The sequence below is a fragment of the Sodalis sp. RH15 genome (genome assembly GCF_047324255.1).
Taxonomy (GTDB): Bacteria; Pseudomonadota; Gammaproteobacteria; order Enterobacterales; family Enterobacteriaceae; genus Acerihabitans; species Acerihabitans ligni.
Genome location: NZ_CP178738.1, coordinates 2,191,065 through 2,215,600 on the forward strand (window position 1 = coordinate 2,191,065; position 24,536 = coordinate 2,215,600).

The window sequence follows — 24,536 nt, forward strand, 5'->3', positions numbered from 1 at the left end:
GGATTATTTTCAGTAAGGGAAGACGGGTAAAAGGCGGGATGGGGGAGAGAAGAGATCAACTGGCGGCAACTGCGGTGCCGGGGGAAAGTATAGCCGGGAACATCTCCCGGCGAGGCACCGGCATACATGGCCTTTATTGCGGATCGAACCAGTCATCGGCGCTTTCCCACGTTTCTTGCAGGATGTCGGTGATTAACGCCTTATCTTCTTTACTGCCGCCCATGACGCTGATGCCGTTGGCCCCGGCATAACGTACCTGTACATGGGAATCGCTAAAATGTTTATCAATCCGGGTGGTAAATTCCTGGGTCAGGGCCTCAAGCGCGCCCGCGGGAAGCGGCGTTGCTTTAGCCAGAGTGATTTCAATACGCATATTTTTGTCTCATCGCATCAACGCCTGTTTATATATACAGTCCCCATAACGATAAAGCAAGAGGCATAAAAGATTTTTCGTTTCGCTCGCCACGGCGCGGGCACCGCCCGGCCGTGGAAAAAAAGATTTCAATACTTAACCGACCAGTTCAGGCTTTGGCCCGCAAGAAAAGGCACCAGCATGATATCCCCCAGGGAGATTTGTTCCGGCTGGGTTTCCGGCCTGCGGTGCAGTTCGATAAAATCACTATTGACGGGCAATCCGTAGAACCGCGGACCGTTCAGGGAACAAAACGCTTCAAAATGCTCCAGCGCGCCAATCTCTTCAAATACCGTGGCATATGCGGCCAGCGCGGCGGGGGCGTTGAATACGCCGGCACAGCCGCAGTCGTTTTCTTTTCGCTGACGCAGATGGGGCGCCGAGTCGGTACCGAGGAAAATGCGATCGCAACCGCTTGCCACCGCCTGGCGAAGCGCCTCCTGGTGCGTATTGCGTTTGAGGATCGGCAGGCAATAGAGGTGCGGACGGATTCCTCCCACCAGCATATGGTTGCGGTTAAACATCAGATGCTGCGGGGTGACGGTTGCCGCCAAAAAACGATCGCCGGCCAGTACATACTGGGCCGCTTCGCGGGTGGTGATATGCTCGCAGACTATTTTCAGCCTGGGAAAGCGGCGCCGTATCGGCTCCAATACCGTCTCGATAAACCGTGCTTCCCTATCGAATATATCGATTTCCGCCGCGGTGACTTCGCCGTGAATCAGCAGCGGCATGCCGTTTTCTTCCATGGCCTCGAACAGGGGATAGATGCCGGTGATTTTTGTCACGCCATGGCTTGAGTTGGTGGTGGCGTTGGCCGGATAGAGTTTGGCGGCGGTAAACACCCCCTGGCGGAACCCCGCTATCAATTCCTCCGGCGCCTGCGTATCAGTGAGATAGCAGGTCATTAACGGCTGGAAATGATGGCCGTCGGGGACTGCCGCCAGAATCCGCTCACGGTAAGCGATGGCCTGGGAAACGGAGGTGACGGGGGGCGTCAGATTCGGCATGACGATGGCCCGGCCGAAGATACGGCTGGTATAGGGCAGCACCGTGCTCAGCATCTCGTCATCACGCAAATGCAGATGCCAGTCATCAGGGCGGCGGATATGGAGTATTGCGGGCTGTGCGGTCATGGGGAGAGACTCCGGCTATTGAAGTAGGTGCATAAAAAATCAATGTCAGATTAAGGGGTACAAGAATAAGCGGAATAGACGGCAGATGCATTAATTAGTTGGCGTCGATGACGGTATAAAAAAAGACCCGCCGGAGCGGGTCTTGCAACGTTACGGTAAGGCGTTACTCTTTATCATCGGGCAGCGCAGGTTTTGCCGCGGGTGCGGCGGCATGCGTTACCGCGGCATGGCCGCCGGCCGCGCCCGGTCCTTCAAAGTGGTAATCCGGACGGTGCCACTCGCCGGGCTTTTCCGCCGGCGGCACATAAACCGGTGCGGGAGCCTTGGTCATAGGCGCGCTCACGTGATGTTTAAAACGCGGCTGTGCGTCGGCAATGGCAGCGGGCGAATCACTACCAGGCGTACCTTGGGTTTCCGCAGAGGCGTTCCCAGCGGCAGGTTCGGCCGGCAGGTCGGCCACCTTGCTTAACGCGGGCTCCGCCGATTCGGCCGCCGGGACCGGTATCGCCGGATTCAGGTCCGGCTCCGTCGTTTTACGGGAGAGCTGGCTGGCGACAATAGTATCGTCCGAAAGGTATTGCACAGCCACCGGCGGCTTCGCGGCGATAACATCCGCTGCGGGAGCGTTCTCTTCAGGTTGAGCGGCGGGCGTTGCAGCAGCCGGAATAGCGTTGCTTCTTTCAGGGATAACCGAACCGGTAACGATCGGCTGGTTGACCACCGGCACTGGCGCGGGCTGAGCCGATGTATCGGCGTCCGCTTCGGGAATAACCGAACCGGTGACAATCGGCTGGGTAACGGCGGGAGCCGGTTGGGCGGACGTGTTCGCGTCGGATTCACCGGATTCAGCCGCCGGAGCGGACTGTGCGGGCACAATGATATCAGCTTCGCCGGTTTCAGCCGCCGGAGCGGACTGTGCGGGCGCATCGATATCCGCTTCGCCGGTTTCCACCGCCGGAGCGGACTGTGCGGGGGCATCGATATCGGCTTCGCCGGTTTCCACCGCCGGAGCGGACTGTGCGGGGGCATCGATATCGGCTTCGCCGGTTTCCACCGCCGGAGCAGACCGGACCGAGGCAGTGATATCGGTATGCTCTGGCTCTTCGTCGTCAAAGGAGACCTCATCGGAACGATTCGCCGCGGACGAGCCGGATTTTACGCTGCCGTAAGGTTCGTCGGTCATGATCTCAGCCGGCTTGGCGGCGGATAACATCGCCCATGATCCGGGATGATCCTCGTCTTTGATTACCGAGGGGACTTCATCGACGGCGGCTTGCTGCGCCGGGGTGGCATGCTGCGGCACCACCGTTGTCGCGGGACGTTCCCGGGCCGACAGAGGTTCGGACAGCATTACGCCATTCCGGTCATCCCCGGTCAGGGGTTCCAGCTCTTCCAGCGGCGCAACGGGCGAAAGCTCGAAACGTTCCACGGGCGTTACCGGATAACTGATCCAGACTTTACCGGACGCCATTTCCGGCGACATCACCGCACTGCTCAGGGGGACCGGTGATTGAGCCAGATAGCGCTCGTCACGATAGCGGCGACGGCGTTGGCCGCTGACCCGCAAATGACGGGGCGATCGGCGGGAGCGGCGGGGCAGGCCCGTTTCGTTATTGTTGCGACTGTTATCGCCGTAATTTTCCGCGGATGAATTGTCCTGAACATCCGCCAGAACGGGCAGCGGCGTCTCATGGCTTTCCTGCACCGGAGCGGCGTAGGACGCATCGGTGACCCCTGGTGCGCTGCTTTCAGCGGCGGGATCGGTAACACGGATTTTTTGCGTAAGGTTACGACGGGGCCGGCGCGGCATGACCGGTGTCGGCTGGTCGTCCTCATTCACCGTCTCGACGATGTCAGCGGGCTCTTCAACGGGCAGCGGCTTCGCTTCCTGCTGCGGCGCCTGGCGTTTATCATCCTGGCGGCGGCGCGGGCGATCGCTTCGGGGCTCGCGACGCGGCGCAGGCTGGGCCTCGGTTGGAATCTGCTCCCCGATTTCATCAATGATCTCCGTCTCGACGGGAGCATTCTGACGTTTGCCTTTGCGCGCTTCATCACGGCGATCCCGCGGTTCCCGCGACTCGCGAGGTTCGCGAGGCTGCCGTCCTTCCTGCGGCGCGCGGGCTTCGCGTTCGCCGTTACGGTCGCGGCGCACGTTCTGACGACGCTGCCCCCGGCCTCCCTGACGGCGCGGAGTCTCGGACTCTTCGGCGACGGCCTGTTCCACCGGCTCCGCGGGTTTTACTTCTTCTTCCGCCGGGGCGCTGAACCAGCCTTTAATCCGGCTGACGGCGCGGCTCAGCAAACCGGCGGAGGCCGGCGCGGCGGTCGCGGCGCGGGCGGGCGCGGCAACGATATCCGCCGCGGCCGGGGCCGGTTCCTTAATGGCCGTGTCGCTGGCGATGGGCGGGGAATCCGGCATGACGAATGCGGCCAGTGCCGGCTGCTCGGGCAGCTTGCGCTCGGCCGCGGGCTCTTCGGACGGCTGAGCCATTTCCGCTTCGTGCAGCTGCGGCAGCAAATAGCTTAACGTCGGCGCTTCTTCGCCCTTGCGGACGCGCAAAACGGCGTAATGCGGCGTCTGCATCTGATCGTGGGGAACAATCACGGCGCGTACGCCGCCCTGGCGCTTCTCGATGGCATTCACCGAATCGCGTTTCTCGTTGAGCAGGTAAGAGGCGATTTGCACCGGCACGATGGCGTGGACTTCGTGGGTATTCTCTTTTAGCGCCTCTTCTTCAATCAGGCGCAAAATGGAAAGCGACAGCGATTCGTTATCGCGGATGGTACCGGTGCCGCCGCAGCGCGGGCAGACGTGGTGACTGGATTCTCCCAATGAGGGGCTCAGTCGCTGACGGGACAGTTCAAGTAAACCGAAGCGGGAGATGCGGCCGATTTGTATCCTGGCGCGATCCTGGCGCACGGATTCCCGCAGGCAGTTTTCGACTTCACGCTGATGGCGTACCGGCGTCATATCGATAAAATCGATGACGATCAGGCCGCCGAGATCCCGCAGGCGAAGCTGGCGGGCGATTTCATCCGCTGCCTCCAGATTGGTATTGAATGCGGTTTCCTCAATATCGCCGCCGCGAGTGGAGCGCGCGGAGTTGATATCGATGGCGGTCAGCGCCTCGGTGGAGTCAATAACAATCGAACCGCCCGAAGGCAGGCGGACTTCACGCTGGAACGCGGATTCGATTTGCGATTCGATTTGATAATGGCTGAACAACGGAATATCGCCGCTGTACAATTTGATCTTGCTGCTGAAATCCGGACGGCCCAGAGAGGCGATGTGTTCCTTCGCCTTTTCCAGCACGTTGGGATTATCAATCAGGATTTCACCGATATCGGGGCGCAGGTAATCGCGGAAAGCCCGGACGATCACGTTGCTCTCCTGATGAATCAGAAACGGCGCCGGCCTGCCTTCGGCGGCTTTTTTAATCGCTTCCCAATGCTTGAGGCGGAAAGCCAGATCCCATTGCAGCGCATCGGCGGATTTGCCCACCCCGGCGGTACGGACGATAAGCCCCATGCCTTCAGGCAGTTCCAGGGAAGATAGCGCCTCTTTGAGCTCGGTGCGGTCATCGCCTTCGATGCGGCGGGAGATCCCGCCGGCGCGAGGGTTGTTCGGCATCAGGACCAGATAGCTGCCGGCCAGGCTGATAAAGGTGGTCAAGGCCGCGCCTTTGTTACCGCGTTCCTCTTTATCAACCTGGACGATCACTTCCTGTCCTTCCCGCAGCACGTCCTTGATATTGGGCCGGCCGTGGGAGGAATATTGCGCGGGAAAATACTCGCGGGCGATTTCCTTCAGGGGAAGAAATCCGTGGCGTTCGGCGCCGTAATCCACAAACGCCGCTTCAAGACTGGGTTCGATACGGGTGATTTTACCCTTGTAAATATTGGCTTTTTTCTGCTCATGACCGGGGCTTTCAATATCCAGATCGTAGAGCCGCTGGCCGTCTACCAGGGCTACGCGCAACTCTTCCTGCTGAGTCGCGTTTATTAACATTCTCTTCATCTTCAACTTACTCTTTTTTATGCATTGGCATCAGAGCTGCGGGCAAAAAAAACGCAAGACCGGGTAATCACCGACGGCCCCGTGTCTTGTCGCAATACCGTCAACCTCACGGTTGTCGTCAGCAGAGGGGCGCATTATTTCGGTAGCCTGTTTTCCGAGAGAAAAACAGCGCTTTTATTGAGGGAATAACGTCTGAAGTCTGTCGCCAGAACGAATTCCTTTTGCCGGCCAAGCTGCAATCCGCAGCCCGCTAACTGCCTGAATAATCAATACGTCTTACGCCATTGCCGCGTGTATGGTTAATCAGGCAAATTTAAAAAATTCCACGTTTCTTCGCCTTTACGTAAGCAGCGTGGAAAGTAAAGACATTATTCCACCGCTGACACACATATAGCAAGGCGACTTTACCTCTCGGCAACAATATTCAGACTTACGGTTATACCCGTCATCTTTCAAGCCGAAGCCGAGTTGGCTGCAACGTGAAAGCTATTGGATAAATATTCCGCCGGCATGGGTCTGCCGAGAGCGCGAAAACAACCCGCAAAACTTTCTTACCGATTAAAGCACAGTTAAGCACAGAAAAAGGAGTGGCGCTATGCCGACGGTATATTTAGAATCGCCTCCCATGAATGAAAATAATACCGGCGTACAATTTATCACCATTTCCGCTGACCAGGCCGGCCAGCGAATCGACAATTTTTTGCGTACCCGATTAAAGGGCGTACCGAAAAGCATGATTTATCGCATCGTGCGTAAAGGGGAAGTGCGGGTCAATAAAAAGAGAGTCAAACCGGAATACAAACTGGAAGACGGCGATGAGCTGCGTATTCCGCCGGTACGCCAATCGGAGCCTGAACAGGCGCCGGTTTCCGTTCATCTGGACAAGGTGGCGGCCCTGGCGGATGCGGTGCTCTATGAAGACGATCATCTGCTGATTCTCAACAAGCCCTCGGGTACGGCGGTGCACGGCGGCAGCGGATTAAGCTTCGGCGTTATCGAGGGATTGAGGGCGCTGCGCCCGGCGGCCCATTTTCTTGAATTGGTGCACCGGCTCGATCGCGATACCTCCGGGGTGCTGCTGATTGCCAAAAAACGCTCGGCCCTGAGGCTGCTCCATGAGCAATTGCGCCTCAAGGGCATGCAAAAAGATTATCTGGCGCTGGTGCGCGGCGAATGGCCGTCCCACAACAAAGCGGTGTCCGCGCCGCTGATTAAAAATATCCTGGCCAGCGGAGAGCGTATCGTACGGGTCGGCATCGAGGGTAAACCCTCCGAGACGCGCTTTAAAGTGGAAGAGCGTTTTACCCGTGCCACCCTGGTGAAGGCCAGTCCGGTTACCGGCCGCACCCACCAAATCCGTGTGCATGCGCAGTTTGCCGGCCATCCCATCGCCTTTGACGATCGGTATGGCGACGCCGAATTCGACCGGTTTCTGAAGGGAACCGGCCTGCACCGGTTATTTCTCCATGCCGCCGCCTTGCGCTTCGATCATCCCGCCACCGGCGAAACCATGCGTATCGAAGCGCCGCTGGACAATGAACTGCGCCAATGCCTGGCCTATATGCGGCTTAATCACAAATAGCGGGGGCATTGCGCTCCGTCAAGGGGATTAATCCCCTCGTTACGCAGCATGGCCGCCAGGGCGATGAGCGGCAGGCCTATCAAGCTGTTCGGGTCCCGGCCGTCAAGGGACTGGAACAGGGTGATGCCCAGTCCCTCGCATTTGAACGCACCCGCGCAGTTTAAAGGCTGCTCGGCGTCTACGTAACCCTCGATTTCCCGATCCGACAGGCTGCGAAACGTCACCTGGAACGTCTCCACCGTTTGCTGCAGCCGTCCGGTGGCGCTGTTGAGCAAAACCAGGCCGGTATAGAACGTCACCCTCTTACCGCTGGCGCGTCGAAGCTGTCTGACGGCGTTCTCCCTGCTAAGGGGCTTGCCGGTGATTTCGCCCCCCAGGACGCAGCACTGATCGGAGCCGATAATCAGGTGGCGCTCATATGTTATCCGCGGCGCGGCAGCCTTGCCGGCGGACAGGCGCAGTACCATATCCCGCGGCGATTCCCCGGACAGCGGGGCTTCATCTATATCCGGCGCACAGGTGAGAAACGGCAGCCGGAGTTTTTCCAATAGCGCCCGGCGAAAGGGCGAAGAAGAAGCGAGAACGATTTTGCACATAAATTTTAATCCGACCGTAGCGTATTTCCCTGACTCATTTTAAACTGTTCGCCGCTCTGGAAGCGAATATTGGTAAAAGGCGCTCATAATTAGCCTTTTTCTTTGACTCTATGCCGTTACAAAGTTAATATGCGCGCCCTATGCAAAAGGTAAAATTACCCCTGACCATTGATGCGGTACGCGCCGCTCAGAAACGCCTGGATTATGTTGGTGTCTATGGCTCTGAGCAGGTGAGTCGCGTTGCCGAATCCGTGGTAAGTGTGGATAGCGATGTTCAGGCGGCGTTATCGTTCGATATCGATGATCAACGCCTGGCGGTTATCAGGGGCAGCGCGGAGGTGGCGGTCACGCTCACATGCCAGCGCTGCAACCAGCCGTTTGCGCATCAGGTACACACGACATTTTGTTTTAGCCCGGTCGTTACCGACGAACAGGCTGAGGCATTGCCGGAAGCGTACGAGGCGGCCTATGTCACTGAATATGGCGAGGTAGACCTGCTGGCGATGATTGAAGATGAAATTATTCTTTCATTGCCCATCGCACCGGTGCATGATCCTGAACACTGTGAAGTGTCCGACACGGAACAGGTATTCGGCAAATTGCCGTCCGAGGTTGAAAAACCCAACCCGTTTTCCGTATTAGCCAGTTTAAAGCGTAAGTAATCAAGGAGTAAGGTCCATGGCCGTACAACAAACCAAGCCGTCCCGTTCCACCCGTGGTATGCGCCGTTCACACGACGCGCTGACCACATCCGCCGTCTCGGTGGATAAAGCCTCCGGTGAAACTCATCTGCGTCACCATATCACTGCCGACGGTTTCTACCGCGGTCGTAAAGTTATCGCCAAGTAATACAAAGGCGATACATTGATACGTCTAACCCTTGCGTTAGATGCAATGGGCGGTGATTTCGGTCCCGCCGTTACGGTGCCTGCTGCATTGCAGGCACTGGCTTATCATCCTCAATTAGAGCTGCTGCTGGTCGGCGATCCCGCCGCGATAAATCCTTTACTGTCAAAAACAGATTCCGTTCTGCGCGAGCGTCTGACGGTGGTTACCGCTGAATCCGTTATTGCCGGTGACGCTAAACCTTCCGTTGCCATCAGGGCCAGTCGCGGCACCTCCATGCGCGTCATGCTGGAACTGATCAAGGAAGGACGGGCGCAGGCCTGCGTCAGCGCCGGGAACACCGGTGCGCTGATGGGACTGGCCAAACTGCTGATCAAACCACTGGAGGGCATCCAGCGCCCGGCGCTGATGACTATATTGCCCCACCAGCAGAAGGGAAAAACCGTGGTGCTGGATCTGGGCGCCAACGTGGAATGCGACGGGGAGATGCTGGCCCAATTCGCCATTATGGGCGCCGTGGTGGCGGAAGATATCATCGGCATTGAAAACCCGCGGGTGGCGCTGCTGAATATCGGCGAGGAAGAAACCAAGGGTCTCGATAATATTCACCAGGCGGCTGTCATACTGCGAAGTATTCCGTCAATCAATTATATCGGGTATCTTGAAGCCAATGAATTGCTGACCGGAAAGACCGACGTTTTGATTTGTGACGGGTTTGTCGGCAATGTCACGTTAAAGACCATGGAAGGGGTGATAAGACTTTTTCTGTCTTTGCTTAAATCCTCAGGGGACGGCGGCAGGCAGAGTTGGTTTATGAAGTTCGCGAAACGTTGGGTGAAAAAACGTCTCGCCCGCCAATTCGGTCATCTCAATCCCGACCAATACAATGGCGCATGTCTGTTAGGTTTACGTGGTACGGTTATCAAAAGTCACGGCGCGGCGAATCAGCGCGCGTTCGCCGTCGCGATCGAACAGGCAATGCAAGCGGTGGAGCGGCAGATTCCCGAAAAGATCGCCGCGCGCCTGGATGCGGTATTACCCAAGAGTGATTAAGCGTACATGTATACAAAGATTCTCGGTACCGGGAGTTATCTGCCGGTGCAAATAAGGTCGAATGCGGACCTGGAAAAAATGGTGGATACCTCCGACGAATGGATTGTGACGCGTACCGGTATTCGTGAACGGCGCATCGCCGGAGTGCACGAAACGGTGTCCACCATGGGTTTTACCGCCGCGCAACAGGCTCTCGACATGGCCGGCATCCGGCCGGATCAGGTGGGGCTCATTCTTGTCGCCACCACGTCATCGAGCCATGCCTTTCCCAGTTCGGCATGCGAAATCCAGCTTAAATTGGGCATTCGCGATACCGTTTCTTTTGATATCGCGGCGGCTTGCGCGGGTTTCGCCTATGCGCTGAGCGTGGCGGATCAATATATCAAAAGCGGCGCGGTGGAGTATGCGCTGGTGGTGGGTTCGGATATGCTGAGCCGCACCCTGGATCCCACCGACCGCGGCACGCTGATTCTTTTCGGCGACGGGGCGGGCGCCGTAGTGCTGGGCCGCAGTGAACAGCCGGGCATTTTGTCCACCCATCTGCATGCGGACGGACGTTATGGCGAGCTGCTGACCTTGCCGTACCATAACCGTCTCGATCCCACGGCGCCGGCGTTCCTGACCATGTCGGGCAACGAAGTGTTTAAAGTGGCGGTCACCGAGCTGGCGCACATCGTGGATGAAACCCTGACCGCCAACCGGCTGGATCGGTCCGAGCTTGACTGGCTGGTGCCCCATCAGGCGAACCTGCGCATCATCGCCGCCACGGCGAAGAGGCTCAATATGAGCATGGATAAAGTGATAGTCACACTGGATCGTCAGGGCAATACCTCCGCCGCCTCCGTGCCGTTGGCGCTGGACGAAGCGGTGCGTGACGGCCGGATTCAACGGGGACAGCTGATTTTGCTTGAAGCTTTCGGCGGCGGCTTTACCTGGGGTTCGGCTCTGATTAGATTTTAATCTAATAGGTAATAAAAATATGACAGAACTGGCAATGGTTTTCCCGGGGCAGGGTTCGCAATCCGTGGGTATGCTGGCTGAACTGGCCGCGCTTTATCCGCTGGTTGAGACCACTTTTGGCGAAGCCTCCGCCGCACTGGGATATGATTTATGGGCATTAACGCAGCAAGGCCCGGTGGAAGAACTGAATAAAACCTGGCAGACCCAGCCGGCATTGCTGGCGGCTTCGGTGTCCATTTGGCGGGTTTGGCGGCAGCAGGGCGGGAAAATTCCCGCCTGGCTGGCGGGACATAGCCTGGGCGAATATTCCGCGCTGGTGTGCGCCGGCGTGCTGGAATTCACCGCGGCGGTTAAGCTGGTGGAACTGCGCGGCAAGCTGATGCAGGAAGCGGTTCCCGCCGGCGTCGGTGGAATGTCGGCCATTATCGGCCTGGATAATGCCGCCATCGCCAGAGCCTGCGAAGAATCGGCGCAGGGACAGGTGGTCGCGCCGGTGAACTTCAATTCGCCGGGCCAGGTGGTGATCGCCGGCCATAAAGAAGCGGTTGAGCGTGCCGGCGCGGCCTGTAAAGCGGCCGGCGCGAAACGCGCGCTTCCTTTGCCGGTGAGCGTGCCTTCCCACTGCGCGCTGATGGAGCCGGCGGCGGAAAAACTCGCGCTGGCCCTGCGGGACGTTCGTTTCTCCATTCCTGAGGTGCCGGTGGTGAATAACGTCGACGTAAAAGCTGAAACCGACCCCGACGCCATCCGCAGCGCGCTGGTGCGCCAGCTTTACAACCCGGTACGGTGGACGGAAACGGTTCAGTATCTTGCCGCCCAAGGCGCCGAGGTATTGATTGAGGCGGGTCCCGGCAAAGTCCTTACCGGTTTGACCAAACGCATCGTTGACACCTTGTCCGGCCAGGCGGTGAACGATCCCGCTTCGCTGGCCGCGGCGATTGAGCAAAAATAATGGGGAATTTAATGGGTTTTGAAGGTAAAATCGCCCTGGTCACGGGCGCCAGCCGAGGTATTGGCCGCGCTATCGCCGAGAAACTGGCGGCATGCGGTGCGACGGTTATCGGCACCGCCACCAGCGAACCGGGCGCCGACGCCATCAGCGCTTATCTCGCCGGCAAAGGCAAAGGGCTGCGTCTGGACGTCTCCGACAGCGCCTCCATCGAGTCGCTTTTGGAGAAAATACGTGCGGAATTTGGCGAAGTCGACATTTTAGTGAATAATGCCGGCATCACGCGTGATAATCTACTGATGCGCATGAAAGAAGAGGAATGGCAGTCTATCCTAGATACTAACCTGACCTCCGTGTTCCGCATGTCCAAGGCGGTAATGCGCGCGATGATGAAAAAGCGCTACGGCAGAATCATTACCATCGGTTCTGTCGTCGGCTCAATGGGTAATGCCGGGCAAGCAAATTATGCCGCGGCGAAAGCCGGCCTGGTGGGTTTTAGCAAATCCCTGGCGCGGGAAGTCGCTTCGCGGGGCATCACGGTAAACGTGGTGGCGCCCGGATTTATAGCTACAGATATGACCGAAGCGTTGACAGATGAACACCGAGCGGAAATTTTGACCAGAATTCCGGCCAACCGTCTCGGCGATCCACAGGAAATTGCCAGTGTTGTTGCTTTTTTCGCTTCTGACGAGGCGGCATACATTACCGGTGAAACGATACATGTCAATGGCGGCATGTATATGCTGTGAAAAGCACGAAAATCATTTGCGTTATTTGTGGTAAAAACCGCAAAATAGCATAAAATCGTGGTTTGACCAGCCGGGATTTAGTTGCATCTTTTTCAACATTTTATACACTACGAAAACCATCGCGAAAGCGAGTTTTGATAGGAAATTTAAGAGTATGAGCACTACCGAAGAAAAAGTTAAGGCAATCATCGCTGAGCAACTGGGTGTTAAGAAAGAAGAAGTCGTGAACAATGCTTCTTTCGTTGATGACCTCGGCGCAGATTCCCTTGACACTGTTGAGCTGGTAATGGCGCTGGAAGAAGAATTTGATACCGAAATTCCGGACGAGGAAGCTGAGAAAATCACTACTGTTCAGGCAGCGATTGATTTCATTCAGGCAAGCCAGCAGTAAGCGAACATCCCTAGGCGGTCATTCGACCGCCTAAGTTTTTTTTCGTCCCATAGTATCATATTTTCCCTCCCTGGAGGACAAGCGTGTCTAAGCGTCGAGTTGTTGTGACCGGACTCGGCATGTTGTCTCCTGTCGGCAATACCGTAGAATCTACGTGGAGCGCGCTCCTTGCCGGACAGAGTGGCATCGGCCTGATCGACCATTTTGATACCTCAGCCTATGCAACGCGTTTTGCGGGCTTGGTGAAAAATTTTAATTGTGAAGATTATCTATCGCGTAAAGAAGCACGCAAGATGGATATTTTCATCCAATACGGCATTGCCGCCGGCATACAGGCAATGCAGGACTCGGGACTGATAGTTACCGAAGAAAACGCCACCCGCATCGGCGCGGCGATTGGTTCGGGAATCGGCGGTCTGGGTCTGATTGAAGACAACCATACCGCGCTTATTAACGGCGGGCCGCGTAAAATCAGCCCGTTTTTTGTGCCCTCCACCATCGTAAATATGATAGCCGGCCATCTGACCATCATGTGCGGACTGCGTGGCCCCAGCATTTGCATTGCTACCGCCTGTACTACCGGAGTGCATAATATCGGCCAGGCCGCGCGTATCATCGCTTATAACGATGCGGATGTGATGCTGGCCGGCGGCGCCGAAAAAGGCAGCACGCCTTTGGGCGTCGGTGGTTTTGGCGCCGCGCGCGCATTGTCCACGCGCAATGATGATCCCCAGGCGGCGAGCCGTCCCTGGGACCGGGATCGGGACGGATTCGTACTGGGGGACGGTGCCGGCGTCATGGTGCTGGAAGAGTACGAACACGCAAAAAAACGCGGCGCGAAAATATACGCCGAATTGGTGGGTTTCGGCATGAGCAGCGACGCCTACCATATGACGTCGCCGCCGGAAAATGGCGCCGGAGCGGCGCTGGCCATGGAAAACGCCTTGCGCGACGCGGACATTACCCCATCTCAGGTGCTTTATATCAACGCTCACGGCACGTCAACGCCGGTGGGTGATAAAGCGGAAACCTATGCCGTGAAGTCAGTCTTCCGGGAAGATGCGCATAAGGTCATGATAAGCTCCACCAAATCCATGACCGGCCATCTGCTGGGGGCCGCCGGGGCGATTGAGGCCATATTCAGCGTGCTGGCGCTGCGCGATCAGGCGATACCGCCCACCATCAACCTGGATAATCCCGGCGAAGAATGCGATCTGGATTTTGTGCCCCATGAAGCCCGCCGGGTGACCGACATGCAATATACGCTGTGTAACTCTTTCGGTTTCGGCGGTACCAACGGCTCGCTGGTATTCCGCAGGATCTGACTCAGCGTTGTACTTTATGGCCCGTTAATCGGGCCATTTTTTTATCCCGTCCCATCACAGCCCCGGCGCAGGTGAGATATGTATTGGATCAACGGAGAACCTCGGCAGCAGCTGCCTTTGACCGATCGTGCCATTCAGTTCGGCGACGGCTTTTTTACCACCGCCCGCATCCGAACGGGACGCATAGATCTCTTGTCCTACCATTTGGAAAGATTGGCGCAGTCAGCCGCCCGTCTGCTGTTTGACCCCCTGGACCTGGCGGTGCTGGAACGGGAAATGCGACAGGCGGCTGAACAATGGCGGGACGGAGTGCTCAAAGTCATTATCAGCCGCGGCAGCGGCGGCAGGGGCTACAGCGCCGCCGGCTGCGGGATGCCGCTGCGGATTCTCAGCCATGGCGAGGCCCCGCCCCATTACCCGTTGTGGCGCCGCCAGGGTGTGAATTTGACTCTTAGTCCCGTTGCCCTGGCATGCAATCCCCTGTTGGCCGGGATAAAGCATCTCAACCGCCTGGAGCAGGTATTGATTCGCACCCGGCTGGAGCAGACCGCCGGCGCGCAGGAGGCCGTGGTGCTGGATACCCGGGGTTACGTCACCGAATGCTGCGCCGCGAATATTTTTTGGCGGCGCGGCAGCGAGGTTTACACGCCGACGCTGGAACAGTCGGGGGTGGCGGGTGTGATGCGGCGGCATATCATAGCGCTGTCCACGGGATCGCCCTTTACCCTGCATCTGGTGGATGCCCTGCCGGCGGCATTGCTTGCGGCCGACGAAGTGATCATTTGCAATGCCTTGATGCCCGTTTTGCCGGTGAATCGTTTTGATGAACGCATCTATCAGGACAGAACATTATTTGAATATCTTAGACCGAGCTGTTAACAGAGTTCTTGCATGAAGAAAAACATACTTATTTTCGCCGTCATTCTGGCGCTATTGGCCGGCGGGGCGGCTTATTGCCTGTTGCAAATCAGGCATTTTGCCGCATCGCCCCTTACCATCACGCAGGAGAAAATCTTCACCTTGCCGGCCGGTACAGGGCGTGAAGGGCTAAAGACCGCGCTGCGCCAGGAGCATATTATCAAGCATGCCCGCTGGCTGCCCTGGCTGTGGCAATGGGAACCGAGTTTGGCCGCATTCAAGGCCGGGACCTATCGGTTTACCCCCGGCATGACCGTTCGGGAAATGCTTGAATTATTGGCCAGCGGCAAAGAAGCCCAATTTTCTATTCGCTTTATCGAAGGCTCGACCCTGAAAGAATGGCTGGTTATCCTGGATAAAGCGCCTTATGTTAAACACACGGCGGCCAATCTGCCGCTGGATCAATTGGCCGAACGCCTGGGCGTGGATCCGGCGCAGCCCCTGGAAGGGCATTTCTATCCGGATACCTATCTCTATACCGCCCAGACCACCGATATCGCGCTGTTGAAACGGGCCTGGCAGCGCATGGATAAAACTCTCGGTACCGTCTGGCAGGGCAGAGCGGACGGATTGCCTTACAAAAAGCCCGCGGACCTGCTGACCATGGCGTCTATCGTTGAAAAAGAAACCGGCCTGCCGGAAGAACGGGGCAAAGTGGCGTCGGTATTTATTAACCGCCTGCGGCTGGGCATGCGTTTGCAAACCGATCCCACGGTCATTTACGGCATGGGGGATGGGTATAAAGGCACCCTCAGCCGACAGGATCTCGGCGAAGCAACGCCGTATAATACCTATGTGATTACCGGGCTGCCGCCGGCGCCGATCGCCATGCCGGGCCACGCATCGCTCCTGGCCGCCGCACATCCGGAAAAGACCTCGTATCTCTATTTTGTCGCCGATGGCAAAGGCCGGCATGTGTTCAGCAATAACCTGGCGAGCCATAATAAAGCCGTGCAGCAATATCGTGAAAGCCTCAAGGAAATCCATGGACAGTAAATTCATCGTTATCGAGGGACTGGAAGGCGCCGGCAAAACCAGCGCGATTCAGGTTATCGTCGAGACGCTACGCCGCCACGGCATTGAAGATGTGGTCTTCACCCGAGAGCCGGGGGGAACGCCGCTGGCGGAAGCATTGCGTCGGTTGATCAAAGACGGCGCCGACAATGAGGCGGTCACTGATAAAGCCGAACTGCTGATGCTGTACGCGGCCCGGGCCCAATTGGTGGAGACGGTGATTAAACCGGCGCTGGCGCGCGGCTCATGGGTGGTGGGGGATCGTCACGATCTCTCGTCCCAGGCTTATCAGGGCGGGGGCCGCGGCGTGGATCCGCAACTGCTGGAGACGCTGCGCGACCTGGTGCTGGGGGACTTTCGTCCGGATTTAACCCTATACCTGGATTTGCCGCCGGTCTTGGGTTTGCAGCGGGCCCGGGCGCGGGGCGAACTCGATCGCATTGAACAGGAGTCGCTGGCCTTTTTTGAACGTACCCGGCAGCGCTACCTGGAACTGGCGGCGAAGGATCCCTCCATCGTTACCTTGGATGCTGGCCGTTCGCTGGAACAGGTGGCCGAGGACGTGCGCGCCTTGCTGGAAAACTGGTTTACCGCCCGGGAGCGGCGCCCATGAACTGGTATCCCTGGCTGAACGCGCCTTATCGGCAAATTATTGCCCGCTATCAGGACGGCCGGGGGCACCATGCCTTATTGATTCATGCCCTCAAGGGCTCCGGCGTTGACTCGCTGTGCTACGCCATCAGCCGCTGGCTGATGTGCCGCCAGCCGGAAGGAATGAAGAGCTGCGGCCATTGCCACAGTTGCCAACTGATGATGGCGGGCAATCATCCTGACTTTTACCGGCCGGAGCCGGAAAAGGGGCGAAGCAGCCTGGGCGTGGACAGCATACGGCAGGTGATAGATCCGCTGTATAACCATGCGCAGCAGGGGGGAGCGAAGGTGGTGTGGCTGTCGGATGCCGAAGCACTCACCGAACAGGCGGCGAATGCCCTGCTGAAAACATTGGAAGAACCGCCGGACCGGACCTATTTTCTGCTGGCCTGCCGCGAGCCGTCGCATCTGTTGCCCACCCTGCGCAGCCGCTGCCTTTACCGGCATCTGCCGGCGCCTGATGAACCCACCGGTTCCGGCTGGCTGTTGCAGCAGGGCATCCGCGACGCGGAACAGGCCCGCACGGCGCTACGGCTGTATAACGGCGCGCCCCTGGCGGCGCTGGACATACTGCAGCCCGCCAGATGGGCGGAACGGCAGGGGCTATGCGACGGTATTCGGCAGGCCCTCGCCCGGCGGGATCTGCTCTCGCTGCTGCCCTTTCTGAATAAAGACAAGGATGACGAACCGCTATACTGGCTGCTCACGCTGCTTACCGATGCGTTGAAATGGCAGGCGGGGGCGGTCGCCTTTGCCGTTAATCAGGATCAGCGGTTGCTGGTGGAGCAGCTCGGCACCCGCTATCCGTCCGGTATCCTGCATCACCAGCTGCATCAATGGCTGGAATGCCGCCGGCAATGGCAGACTATCAGCGGCATCAATCGCGAGCTGTTGCTCACTAATCAGTTGCTTAACTGGGATGAGGCGGCGGATGTCGGCGCCCACCCCTGGAGCCTTTAGAGGAAAAGAAGATGTTTTTGGTCGATTCTCACTGTCATCTTGACGGATTGAATTATGAAACCGTGCACCGTGATGTGAATGACGTCGTGGCGAAGGCCGGGGCAAGGGATGTGCGCCTGATGCTGGCAGTGGCCACGTCGCTGCCGGGTTTCCATAAAATGACCGAACTTATCGGTCGCCGCGACGAGGTGCTGCTCTCCTGCGGCATACATCCGCTGAATCTGGACGAACCCTATGATTTTGCCGAACTCAGGCGCCTTGCGGCCGGCGAAGCGGTGGTGGCGCTGGGTGAAACCGGCCTGGATTATTATTACCAGCAGGATAATAAACCGGAGCAGCAGACGTCGCTGCGGGAGCATATCCGTATCGGCCGTGAGCTTGATAAACCGGTGATTATTCATACCCGTTCCGCCCGCGAGGATACGCTGGCCATTCTGCGGGAGGAGCGGGCCGGGGAGTGCGGCGGCGTACTGCATTGCTTTACCGAGGACACCGAGACGGCAAAAACGCTGTTGGATTTGGGGTTTTATATTTCCTTTTCCGGCATGATCACCTTCAAAAAAGCCGACGCCCTGCGTGAGGCGGCGCGATATGTGCCGCTGGACCGGCTGCTGGTGGAAACCGATTCCCCCTATCTTGCGCCGGTACCTTACCGCGGCAAGGAAAACCAGCCGGCTTACGTCCGGGATGTGGCGGAGTATATGGCGGCGCTGAAAGGGGTGACGGTGGAACAGCTGGCGGACGCCACCACCGACAATTTCGGCCGTCTGTTCCATGTGGATCCCCGCCGATTGGGTAAATGATTTATATTGCGGCGATAAATGTGATTTTTCGACTCGTATTCGGCCGCTTTTAGCGCTACTCTTCCGCCGCGCAAATGTCCGGGGATGTGCAATCTCCGCGGCGGCTTAAAAGTGCATAAACAGGGGGCGGCGACAGGGACGAAATCGCTGAAATCCCGGAAACGTGATTACTATCAAACACATTTTCGCGGATTTATTTTACCCTTCGTAATAAATAAAGGAACCCGGTTTCCATACGATCAAAAGTCCTATGAGGCTTTTGCGCCCGCTTGTGCGGGAAAAGATCAGCAGCATTGACTCAGGAGCATACAATTTATGTTTAACAACGCATTTGCAGACCTGCAAAAAGTAGGTAAATCGCTAATGCTGCCGGTATCGGTATTGCCCATCGCCGGCATTTTGCTAGGCGTCGGGTCGGCCGAGTTCAGCTGGATTCCCGCGGTTATTTCCCACGTCATGGCGGAAGCGGGCGGTTCGGTCTTCGCCAATATGCCGCTGATTTTCGCCATCGGCGTGGCCCTGGGTTTCACCAATAACGACGGCGTCTCGGCGCTGGCGGCGGTGGTGGCCTACGGTATCATGGTCAAAACCATGGCGGTGGTCGCTCCTTTGGTACTGCATCTGCCCGCGGACGAGATCGCCGCCAAACATCTGGCGGACACCGGGGTGCTGGGAGGCATTATTTCCGGCGCCATTGCCGCCTATATGTTCAATCGTTTTTACCGCATCAGGCTGCCCGAATACCTGGGATTTTTTTCCGGGAAACGATTTGTACCCATTATTTCCGGTTTATTCGCCATTCTGCTGGGCGTTGTGCTGTCCTTTATCTGGCCGCCCATCGGGGCGGCGATTCAGATCTTTTCCAAGTGGGCGGCGTACCAGAATCCGGTGGTGGCTTTCGGTATCTACGGTGTCGTGGAGCGCGCGCTGGTGCCGTTCGGCCTGCACCACATCTGGAATGTGCCTTTCCAGATGCAGGTGGGTGATTATACCAACGCCGCCGGCCAGGTCTTCCATGGCGATATTCCCCGCTATATGGCGGGCGACCCGGAGGCGGGTAAATTGTCCGGCGGTTTCCTGTTCAAGATGTACGGCCTGCCGGCCGCCGCTATTGCCATCTGGCACTCCGCCAAACCGGAAAACCGCGCCAAGGTGGGGGGAATCATGCTGTCGGGGGCATTAACCGCCTTTCTGACCGGCATCACCGAACCCATTGAGTTTTCCTTTATCTTTGTCGCACCCATCCTGTACGTGATCCATGCGATCCTGGCCGGCCTGGCGTTCCCCATTTGCATCCTGCTGGGCATGCGCGACGGCACCAGCTTTTCCCACGGCCTGATTGATTTCATCGTGCTCAGCGGCAACAGCAGCCGTATCTGGCTATTCCCGGTGGTGGGCATTATTTACGGGATAATCTATTACACCCTGTTCCGGGTGCTGATTGTAAAATTGGACCTGAAAACCCCGGGCCGCGAGGTCACCGGCACGCAGCAGCTGGCACAGGCCGGTACGGAAATGGCCGGCGCGCTGGTGAAAGCCTTCGGCGGCAGGGAAAATATTACCAACCTGGATGCCTGTATTACCCGTTTGCGCATCAGCGTGGCGGATATTACCAAGGTGGACCAGGCCGGGCTCAAACGCCTGGGCGCCGCCGGCGTCGTGGTGGCGGGCTCAGGGGTGCAGGCCATCTTCGGCACCCGTTCGGATAATCTGAAAACCGACATGGATGAATATATACGTCAATTTGCCTGATTCGGTATAAACCCGCTATACCCAAAATCATTCGAATTGCAGGAAGGCGGCAACGCTGCGACAAATCTGTCAGGAACAGATTTGAACAGCGCTTGCGCTGACCCGAAGGGTGGGCCTCAGGGATGATGCTCATCCATCCCCAGGCGCTTACTCAGATAGGTGACCGGGATGAGCGAGGGAAGCCAACGCGCCTGCAACTCGGGGATGTGAGCCGTTATCGCGCGGATCGAGCCTCCAATCAAGTTTCCCTTCAGGTTACGCGTAATAAATTGCGTTCAAGGTTGAAAAAAGAGGGGTAAGTCGCTCATACTCCTTGCACTATCCTTTTTGCTACAAGGAACGATGCCATGGCAGAAGAAACCATTTTCAGCAAGATTATCCGCCGGGAAATCCCTTCGGAAATCGTTTATCAGGATGAGCTGGTTACCGCTTTTCGCGATATCTCCCCCAAAGCCCCAAGCCACATCGTTATAGTGCCGAACGTGCTGATCCCCACGGTAAATGATGTCACCGCCGAACATGAAGCGGCGCTGGGACGCATGTTTACCGCCGCGGCGAAAATCGCCGAGCAGGAAGGGATCGCCGAGGACGGTTTCCGGTTGATAATCAACTGTAATCGCCACGGCGGCCAAGAGGTTTATCATCTGCATATGCATCTTTTGGGCGGTAAAGCCCTCGGACCGCTGGTGTCATACTGATCGGGGAAATATATGCGTTTTGCGCGTTTTGCTCCGTCATTGTTAGCGGGCCTGCTGCTGGCCGCGGGTTGCAGTAGCGGCGGCCATAAGACGCTGATGATTAACAATCAGCAATCCCTGGTGATGGATCCGTCGGTGATGACGGCGGGCATAAACGCCCAGCCGCCCTCCATCGGCGACGTTCAGGGACAAAAGCGGGCTGCGGCCGTGATACACAATGACCAGTCCCATCCGGTCACTGTTCATTATCGTTTCTATTGGTATGACCGGCAGGGTCTGGATATCCTGCCTTATGCCAGCGTGCAGACCCTGGTAATCCCGCCGGGCGCTACGGTGACGGTGGATGCCACCAGCGGTAATCTTGAGGCGCGACAAGTCCGCCTTTATCTTTATATCTGATTTTCGCCTGAGTGAGCAAAGATGAAAAAGTTTACCTTCGTCGTGCTGGCCGCCATGGTCCTGACCGGATGTCTGACACGTCCGCCAGAGCAGCAACAGCCGGCTCCCATAGAACCGGCGCAGCCTGTGCCTAGTCAACCCCCGGTGTCCGTGCCGCCGCCGGCGACGGTACCGGCGCCGCCGACCATCAGGACGCTTGACTGGCTGGGCAGCGTCGCACCGCTGGTGCAACAGATGCTCACCGTTAAGGATATCGCTCCGGGAAGCATGCTGGTGGTCAATACGGTCAAAAACAATACCAACGGCACTATACAGACCGCCAAGGCCACCGACGCCATCTACAATGCCCTGGCGTCCAATGGTAAGTTTACCGTCGTCGCCCAGCCGCAAATTACTGCGGCCAAGCAAACCCTCGGCCTATCGACGGATGACAGCCTGGAGTCGCGGAGCAAAGCGGTGGGACTGGCGCGTTACGTTAATGCGCAATACGTTCTGTACACCGATGCCGGCGGTGACGCCAAGGCGCCGGACCTGGAGATGCAGCTGATGCTGGTGCAGACCGGGGAGATTATCTGGTCGGGAAAAGGAAGTGTGCAACCCTGATTTTGATCTCGCCTTGTGGTTAAGACGGCTATTGCCCCCATCGGCATCAGCCGGCTGCCAGATAGAGAAGGTGAGCGGGCTGAGCGGCGAAAGCCGGCGTGTGCGCGCCGGGGAACGGGACTGGCTGGCGCGGCAGGTCACGCCGCATAAACGCATGCTAGGGGCCGACAATGTGCGCGAATATCGCATTTTGCGGCAGCTTTCCGCCAGCGGATTGGCGCCCAGGCCCGTCGCGCTGATCCCCCGCGGGTTAGTGGTGGACTGGACTCCGGGTGAGAGCCTGTCCGCGGTACAGTGGCAGGAGTGCCTAAACAATGGCTCCCTCCCCCGGCGGATCGGGCAATTACACCGGCTGCCGCGCTACGGTTATCCGCTGGCGCTCCATGGCCGCTATGAAACCTATTGGCAATTGACCGATCCCGCCCGGCGTTGTCCGGCCTGGCTGCGGCTACACCAGCGGTTTATGGCGCAAAAACCCCCTACGCCCTTGAAAGTGGTACCGATGCATATGGATGTGCATGCCGACAATCTTATTCGTGACCGGCAGGGGGCTATCTCTCTAATTGATTGGGAATATGCCGCCGACGGTGACTTTGCCCTGGAGCTGGCGGCGCTGTTTCGCGGCAATGGCCTGAACATCCGGCAGCAGACCGTGTTTTTGGCCGCCTACCTGGCCTGTTCCGGCGGATTTACCCCGGCCGCCGTAACACGGCAGATTTCCGCCTGGCTACCCTGGGTGGATTACCTGATGCTGATGTGGTACGAAGTGCGCTGGCACCAAACCCGGCAGCGTCAATTTTTGCAGTTTGCCCGGCCGCCGCGGCTCCGTTTGGGGCTACCGGTCTGAAGGCCGCCGCGGCCACGGGCGGGATGACGTCCGATTAGGGATTATAAACAAGAATATATACCCTAAATAATTCGAATCGCAGGAAGGCCAATGCACCTGCAGTTTGAAGCATGCTGGGAATATCAAAATGTTGAGGTTGCTGTGGGTCCACTGATGTTAGATGTCGCCGGCTACGAGCTGGATAACGAAGAACGCGAAATATTACAGCACCCGCTGGTGGGCGGTGTGATTATCTTTACCCGGAATTATCACGATCCTGAACAGCTGGCGGCATTGATTAGACAAATACGTAAAGCCTCCCGCGAGCGCCTGGTGGTGGCGGTGGATCAGGAGGGCGGACGGGTACAGCGCTTTCGCGAGGGATTTACCCTGATACCGGCGGCTCAGTCCTATGCCGCGTTGCTGGATATGCCGGAAGCCTTGCGTATGGCCCGCGAAGCCGGCTGGTTAATGGCCTCTGAAATGATCAGCATGGATATCGATATCAGCTTTGCGCCGGTATTAGACATCGGCCACGGCAGCGCGGCAATCGGCGAGCGGGCTTTTCATGACCAGCCGGAAACGGCGGTTGAATTGGCGGCCAGCTTTATCGACGGCATGCATGAAGCCGGCATGAAGGCCACCGGCAAGCATTTTCCCGGCCATGGGGCGGTAATAGCGGATTCCCATAAGGAAACGCCGGTGGACTCCCGGACGCTTACGGAAATCCGCAGGCGGGATATGCGCGTTTTCTCCACCCTGATCCAGCGCGGCGCGCTGGATGCCATCATGCCCGCCCATGTTATCTATCCTGACGCCGATCCCCTTCCCGCCAGCGGCTCTCCTTTCTGGTTAAAACAGGTGTTGCGGCAAGAACTGTCGTTCAACGGCATTATTTTCTCCGATGATTTATCCATGGAAGGCGCGGCGGTGATGGGGAGCTATACCGAGCGGGCGCAGGCCTCCATGGCGGCCGGCTGCGATATGATATTGGTTTGCAACAATCGCGCCGGCGCGGTATCGGTATTGGATAATCTGTCGGCGATCAATGTCGAGGCGCCGGCCGCGTTATACCATCGGGGAAGCTGCCCTCGAAAAACCCTAATGAGTTCCGCCAGATGGCGGCAAACCCATCGGCAGCTGACTCTGCTATCGAAGCAATGGGCGGATGAGAAACAGCGGCGGGAGGAGTTCCCCGAACGCTGAGGCATCGGCAACCGACCTTATGCAAGACGAGGATAACGATGATCATCTATTTGCACGGTTTTGATTCCAATAGTCCCGGTAATCACGAAAAGGTGCTGCAACTGCAGTTTATTGATCCCGATGTCCGGCTGATAAGTTACAGCACGCTCCACCCGCGTCACGATATGCAGCATCTCCTTAAAGAAGTGGACAAGATGCAGCAGTTGACCGATGACGAGCGTCCGCTGATTTGCGGCGTGGGGCTGGGCGGCTTTTGGGCGGAGCGGATCGGTTTCCTGTGCGACATGCGCCAGGTTATCGTCAATCCCAACCTTTTCCCCGCGGAGAATATGCCCGGCAAAATAGACAGGCCGGAAGAGTATGTGGATATCGCCACTAAATGCGTGGAAAACTTCCGCGATAAAAATCGCGACCGCTGTCTGGTTTTGCTGTCCCGACATGACGAAGCCCTCGACAACCAGCGTAGCGCCGATCTGCTTAAGCCCTACTACGAGATAATCTGGGACGAAAAGCAAAGCCACAAATTCAAAAACATTTCGCCCCATTTGTTGAGGATCCAAGCTTTCAAGGCGCTGGGTTAGGGCGTCCGTCTCAAAATGCCGTCCCCTGAAAATTGATTTATATCAATTTTGGTATGACCAAATGACCTGACATGATAATCTTACTTCAGTAAGAAATTATTTCAGCGT

Annotated in this window: 25 protein-coding genes; 21 read left to right on the plus strand and 4 right to left on the minus strand. The window is 57.5% G+C overall.

What is annotated here, in order from left to right:
* Positions 1 to 133: 133 nt before the first annotated feature.
* The 3 genes from dinI to rne all read right to left on the minus strand — a co-directional run bounded on the left by dinI (position 134) and on the right by rne (position 5,566).
* Positions 134 to 373, minus strand: a complete 240-nt coding sequence (dinI, locus tag ACL2XO_RS10235) for a DNA damage-inducible protein I (protein ID WP_413723843.1) — start codon at positions 371 to 373, stop codon at positions 134 to 136.
* A 128-nt stretch (positions 374 to 501) separates the two neighbouring features.
* The gene (pyrC, locus tag ACL2XO_RS10240) at positions 502 to 1,548 is read right to left on the minus strand and encodes a dihydroorotase (protein WP_413742636.1); all 1,047 of its coding nucleotides are present in this window, start codon (positions 1,546 to 1,548) and stop codon (positions 502 to 504) included.
* Between the two features lie 163 nt (positions 1,549 to 1,711).
* Positions 1,712 to 5,566 carry a ribonuclease E gene (rne, locus tag ACL2XO_RS10245; protein WP_413742637.1) on the minus strand — a complete coding sequence of 1,285 codons (3,855 nt, stop codon included), beginning with the start codon at positions 5,564 to 5,566 and terminating at the stop codon, positions 1,712 to 1,714.
* Positions 5,567 to 6,191: 625 nt separating this feature from the next.
* On the opposite strand from rne, the gene rluC reads away from it, so the two are divergent.
* Complete coding sequence (gene rluC / locus ACL2XO_RS10250) at positions 6,192 to 7,148, plus strand: 23S rRNA pseudouridine(955/2504/2580) synthase RluC (RefSeq protein ID WP_132927816.1); 957 nt, start codon at positions 6,192 to 6,194, stop codon at positions 7,146 to 7,148.
* On the opposite strand, the gene ACL2XO_RS10255 is transcribed toward rluC, so the two are convergent.
* A complete protein-coding gene (locus tag ACL2XO_RS10255; protein WP_413742638.1) occupies positions 7,139 to 7,744 on the minus strand; it encodes a Maf family protein in 606 nt (201 codons plus the stop codon). The genes rluC and ACL2XO_RS10255 overlap by 10 nt on opposite strands.
* 140 nt (positions 7,745 to 7,884) lie before the next feature.
* Between ACL2XO_RS10255 and yceD the strand changes: the two genes are divergently transcribed.
* The 20 genes from yceD to ycfP all read left to right on the plus strand — a co-directional run bounded on the left by yceD (position 7,885) and on the right by ycfP (position 24,428).
* The gene (gene yceD, locus ACL2XO_RS10260; RefSeq protein ID WP_132922493.1) at positions 7,885 to 8,406 is read left to right on the plus strand and encodes a 23S rRNA accumulation protein YceD; all 522 of its coding nucleotides are present in this window, start codon (positions 7,885 to 7,887) and stop codon (positions 8,404 to 8,406) included.
* 16 nt (positions 8,407 to 8,422) lie between these two features.
* A complete protein-coding gene (rpmF, locus tag ACL2XO_RS10265) occupies positions 8,423 to 8,593 on the plus strand; it encodes a 50S ribosomal protein L32 (protein WP_132922492.1) in 171 nt (56 codons plus the stop codon).
* A 15-nt stretch (positions 8,594 to 8,608) separates the two neighbouring features.
* Positions 8,609 to 9,643: a phosphate acyltransferase PlsX gene (gene plsX / locus ACL2XO_RS10270; RefSeq protein WP_132922491.1), complete on the plus strand. Its 1,035-nt coding sequence runs from the start codon at positions 8,609 to 8,611 to the stop codon at positions 9,641 to 9,643.
* 6 nt (positions 9,644 to 9,649) lie between these two features.
* On the plus strand, positions 9,650 to 10,603 hold the full coding sequence (locus ACL2XO_RS10275; protein WP_132922490.1) for a beta-ketoacyl-ACP synthase III: 954 nt from the start codon (positions 9,650 to 9,652) through the stop codon (positions 10,601 to 10,603).
* Positions 10,604 to 10,622: 19 nt separating this feature from the next.
* Positions 10,623 to 11,555 carry an ACP S-malonyltransferase gene (gene fabD, locus ACL2XO_RS10280; protein WP_132922489.1) on the plus strand — a complete coding sequence of 311 codons (933 nt, stop codon included), beginning with the start codon at positions 10,623 to 10,625 and terminating at the stop codon, positions 11,553 to 11,555.
* Positions 11,556 to 11,566: 11 nt separating this feature from the next.
* On the plus strand, positions 11,567 to 12,301 hold the full coding sequence (gene fabG / locus ACL2XO_RS10285) for a 3-oxoacyl-ACP reductase FabG (protein WP_132922488.1): 735 nt from the start codon (positions 11,567 to 11,569) through the stop codon (positions 12,299 to 12,301).
* Between the two features lie 154 nt (positions 12,302 to 12,455).
* Positions 12,456 to 12,692, plus strand: coding sequence for an acyl carrier protein (acpP, locus tag ACL2XO_RS10290; protein WP_132922487.1), 237 nt, complete (start codon positions 12,456 to 12,458; stop codon positions 12,690 to 12,692).
* Between the two features lie 83 nt (positions 12,693 to 12,775).
* Positions 12,776 to 14,017, plus strand: coding sequence for a beta-ketoacyl-ACP synthase II (fabF, locus tag ACL2XO_RS10295; protein WP_132922486.1), 1,242 nt, complete (start codon positions 12,776 to 12,778; stop codon positions 14,015 to 14,017).
* Positions 14,018 to 14,095: 78 nt separating this feature from the next.
* A complete protein-coding gene (gene pabC / locus ACL2XO_RS10300; protein ID WP_132922485.1) occupies positions 14,096 to 14,896 on the plus strand; it encodes an aminodeoxychorismate lyase in 801 nt (266 codons plus the stop codon).
* A gap of 12 nt (positions 14,897 to 14,908) precedes the next feature.
* On the plus strand, positions 14,909 to 15,931 hold the full coding sequence (mltG, locus tag ACL2XO_RS10305) for an endolytic transglycosylase MltG (protein WP_413742639.1): 1,023 nt from the start codon (positions 14,909 to 14,911) through the stop codon (positions 15,929 to 15,931).
* Positions 15,921 to 16,562, plus strand: coding sequence for a dTMP kinase (gene tmk / locus ACL2XO_RS10310; protein ID WP_413742640.1), 642 nt, complete (start codon positions 15,921 to 15,923; stop codon positions 16,560 to 16,562). Before mltG ends, tmk begins: the two co-directional genes overlap by 11 nt.
* Entirely contained in the window at positions 16,559 to 17,560 is a 1,002-nt protein-coding gene (gene holB / locus ACL2XO_RS10315) for a DNA polymerase III subunit delta' (RefSeq protein WP_203522131.1), read from the plus strand. Before tmk ends, holB begins: the two co-directional genes overlap by 4 nt.
* A gap of 11 nt (positions 17,561 to 17,571) precedes the next feature.
* On the plus strand, positions 17,572 to 18,363 hold the full coding sequence (locus tag ACL2XO_RS10320) for a metal-dependent hydrolase (protein ID WP_132922482.1): 792 nt from the start codon (positions 17,572 to 17,574) through the stop codon (positions 18,361 to 18,363).
* Positions 18,364 to 18,678: 315 nt separating this feature from the next.
* On the plus strand, positions 18,679 to 20,115 hold the full coding sequence (gene ptsG / locus ACL2XO_RS10325; protein WP_132922481.1) for a PTS glucose transporter subunit IIBC: 1,437 nt from the start codon (positions 18,679 to 18,681) through the stop codon (positions 20,113 to 20,115).
* Between the two features lie 347 nt (positions 20,116 to 20,462).
* On the plus strand, positions 20,463 to 20,813 hold the full coding sequence (gene hinT / locus ACL2XO_RS10330) for a purine nucleoside phosphoramidase (protein WP_132922480.1): 351 nt from the start codon (positions 20,463 to 20,465) through the stop codon (positions 20,811 to 20,813).
* Positions 20,814 to 20,825: 12 nt separating this feature from the next.
* On the plus strand, positions 20,826 to 21,212 hold the full coding sequence (locus ACL2XO_RS10335; protein WP_413742641.1) for a YcfL family protein: 387 nt from the start codon (positions 20,826 to 20,828) through the stop codon (positions 21,210 to 21,212).
* Positions 21,213 to 21,233: 21 nt separating this feature from the next.
* The gene (gene lpoB, locus ACL2XO_RS10340; protein WP_413742642.1) at positions 21,234 to 21,815 is read left to right on the plus strand and encodes a penicillin-binding protein activator LpoB; all 582 of its coding nucleotides are present in this window, start codon (positions 21,234 to 21,236) and stop codon (positions 21,813 to 21,815) included.
* Positions 21,802 to 22,662, plus strand: a complete 861-nt coding sequence (locus ACL2XO_RS10345) for a phosphotransferase (protein WP_413742643.1) — start codon at positions 21,802 to 21,804, stop codon at positions 22,660 to 22,662. The genes lpoB and ACL2XO_RS10345 overlap by 14 nt, the downstream gene beginning before the upstream one ends.
* A 141-nt stretch (positions 22,663 to 22,803) precedes the next feature.
* Complete coding sequence (nagZ, locus tag ACL2XO_RS10350; RefSeq protein WP_413742644.1) at positions 22,804 to 23,847, plus strand: beta-N-acetylhexosaminidase; 1,044 nt, start codon at positions 22,804 to 22,806, stop codon at positions 23,845 to 23,847.
* 38 nt (positions 23,848 to 23,885) lie between these two features.
* The gene (gene ycfP / locus ACL2XO_RS10355) at positions 23,886 to 24,428 is read left to right on the plus strand and encodes an alpha/beta hydrolase YcfP (RefSeq protein WP_132922475.1); all 543 of its coding nucleotides are present in this window, start codon (positions 23,886 to 23,888) and stop codon (positions 24,426 to 24,428) included.
* The last annotated feature ends 108 nt before the right edge of the window (positions 24,429 to 24,536 follow it).

Coding starts and splice junctions, on each gene's coding strand:
- yceD (WP_132922493.1), top strand. CDS start 7,885: ATGCAAAAGGTAAAATTACCCCTGACCATTGATGCGGTACGCGCCGCT.
- fabD (WP_132922489.1), top strand. CDS start 10,623: ATGACAGAACTGGCAATGGTTTTCCCGGGGCAGGGTTCGCAATCCGTG.
- pabC (WP_132922485.1), top strand. CDS start 14,096: ATGTATTGGATCAACGGAGAACCTCGGCAGCAGCTGCCTTTGACCGAT.
- ACL2XO_RS10275 (WP_132922490.1), top strand. CDS start 9,650: ATGTATACAAAGATTCTCGGTACCGGGAGTTATCTGCCGGTGCAAATA.
- pyrC (WP_413742636.1), bottom strand. CDS start 1,548: ATGACCGCACAGCCCGCAATACTCCATATCCGCCGCCCTGATGACTGG.
- mltG (WP_413742639.1), top strand. CDS start 14,909: ATGAAGAAAAACATACTTATTTTCGCCGTCATTCTGGCGCTATTGGCC.
- hinT (WP_132922480.1), top strand. CDS start 20,463: ATGGCAGAAGAAACCATTTTCAGCAAGATTATCCGCCGGGAAATCCCT.
- rne (WP_413742637.1), bottom strand. CDS start 5,566: ATGAAGAGAATGTTAATAAACGCGACTCAGCAGGAAGAGTTGCGCGTA.
- ptsG (WP_132922481.1), top strand. CDS start 18,679: ATGTTTAACAACGCATTTGCAGACCTGCAAAAAGTAGGTAAATCGCTA.
- holB (WP_203522131.1), top strand. CDS start 16,559: ATGAACTGGTATCCCTGGCTGAACGCGCCTTATCGGCAAATTATTGCC.
- lpoB (WP_413742642.1), top strand. CDS start 21,234: ATGAAAAAGTTTACCTTCGTCGTGCTGGCCGCCATGGTCCTGACCGGA.
- rluC (WP_132927816.1), top strand. CDS start 6,192: ATGAATGAAAATAATACCGGCGTACAATTTATCACCATTTCCGCTGAC.
- ACL2XO_RS10320 (WP_132922482.1), top strand. CDS start 17,572: ATGTTTTTGGTCGATTCTCACTGTCATCTTGACGGATTGAATTATGAA.
- ACL2XO_RS10335 (WP_413742641.1), top strand. CDS start 20,826: ATGCGTTTTGCGCGTTTTGCTCCGTCATTGTTAGCGGGCCTGCTGCTG.
- acpP (WP_132922487.1), top strand. CDS start 12,456: ATGAGCACTACCGAAGAAAAAGTTAAGGCAATCATCGCTGAGCAACTG.
- ycfP (WP_132922475.1), top strand. CDS start 23,886: ATGATCATCTATTTGCACGGTTTTGATTCCAATAGTCCCGGTAATCAC.
- dinI (WP_413723843.1), bottom strand. CDS start 373: ATGCGTATTGAAATCACTCTGGCTAAAGCAACGCCGCTTCCCGCGGGC.
- ACL2XO_RS10255 (WP_413742638.1), bottom strand. CDS start 7,744: ATGTGCAAAATCGTTCTCGCTTCTTCTTCGCCCTTTCGCCGGGCGCTA.
- fabG (WP_132922488.1), top strand. CDS start 11,567: ATGGGTTTTGAAGGTAAAATCGCCCTGGTCACGGGCGCCAGCCGAGGT.
- tmk (WP_413742640.1), top strand. CDS start 15,921: ATGGACAGTAAATTCATCGTTATCGAGGGACTGGAAGGCGCCGGCAAA.
- rpmF (WP_132922492.1), top strand. CDS start 8,423: ATGGCCGTACAACAAACCAAGCCGTCCCGTTCCACCCGTGGTATGCGC.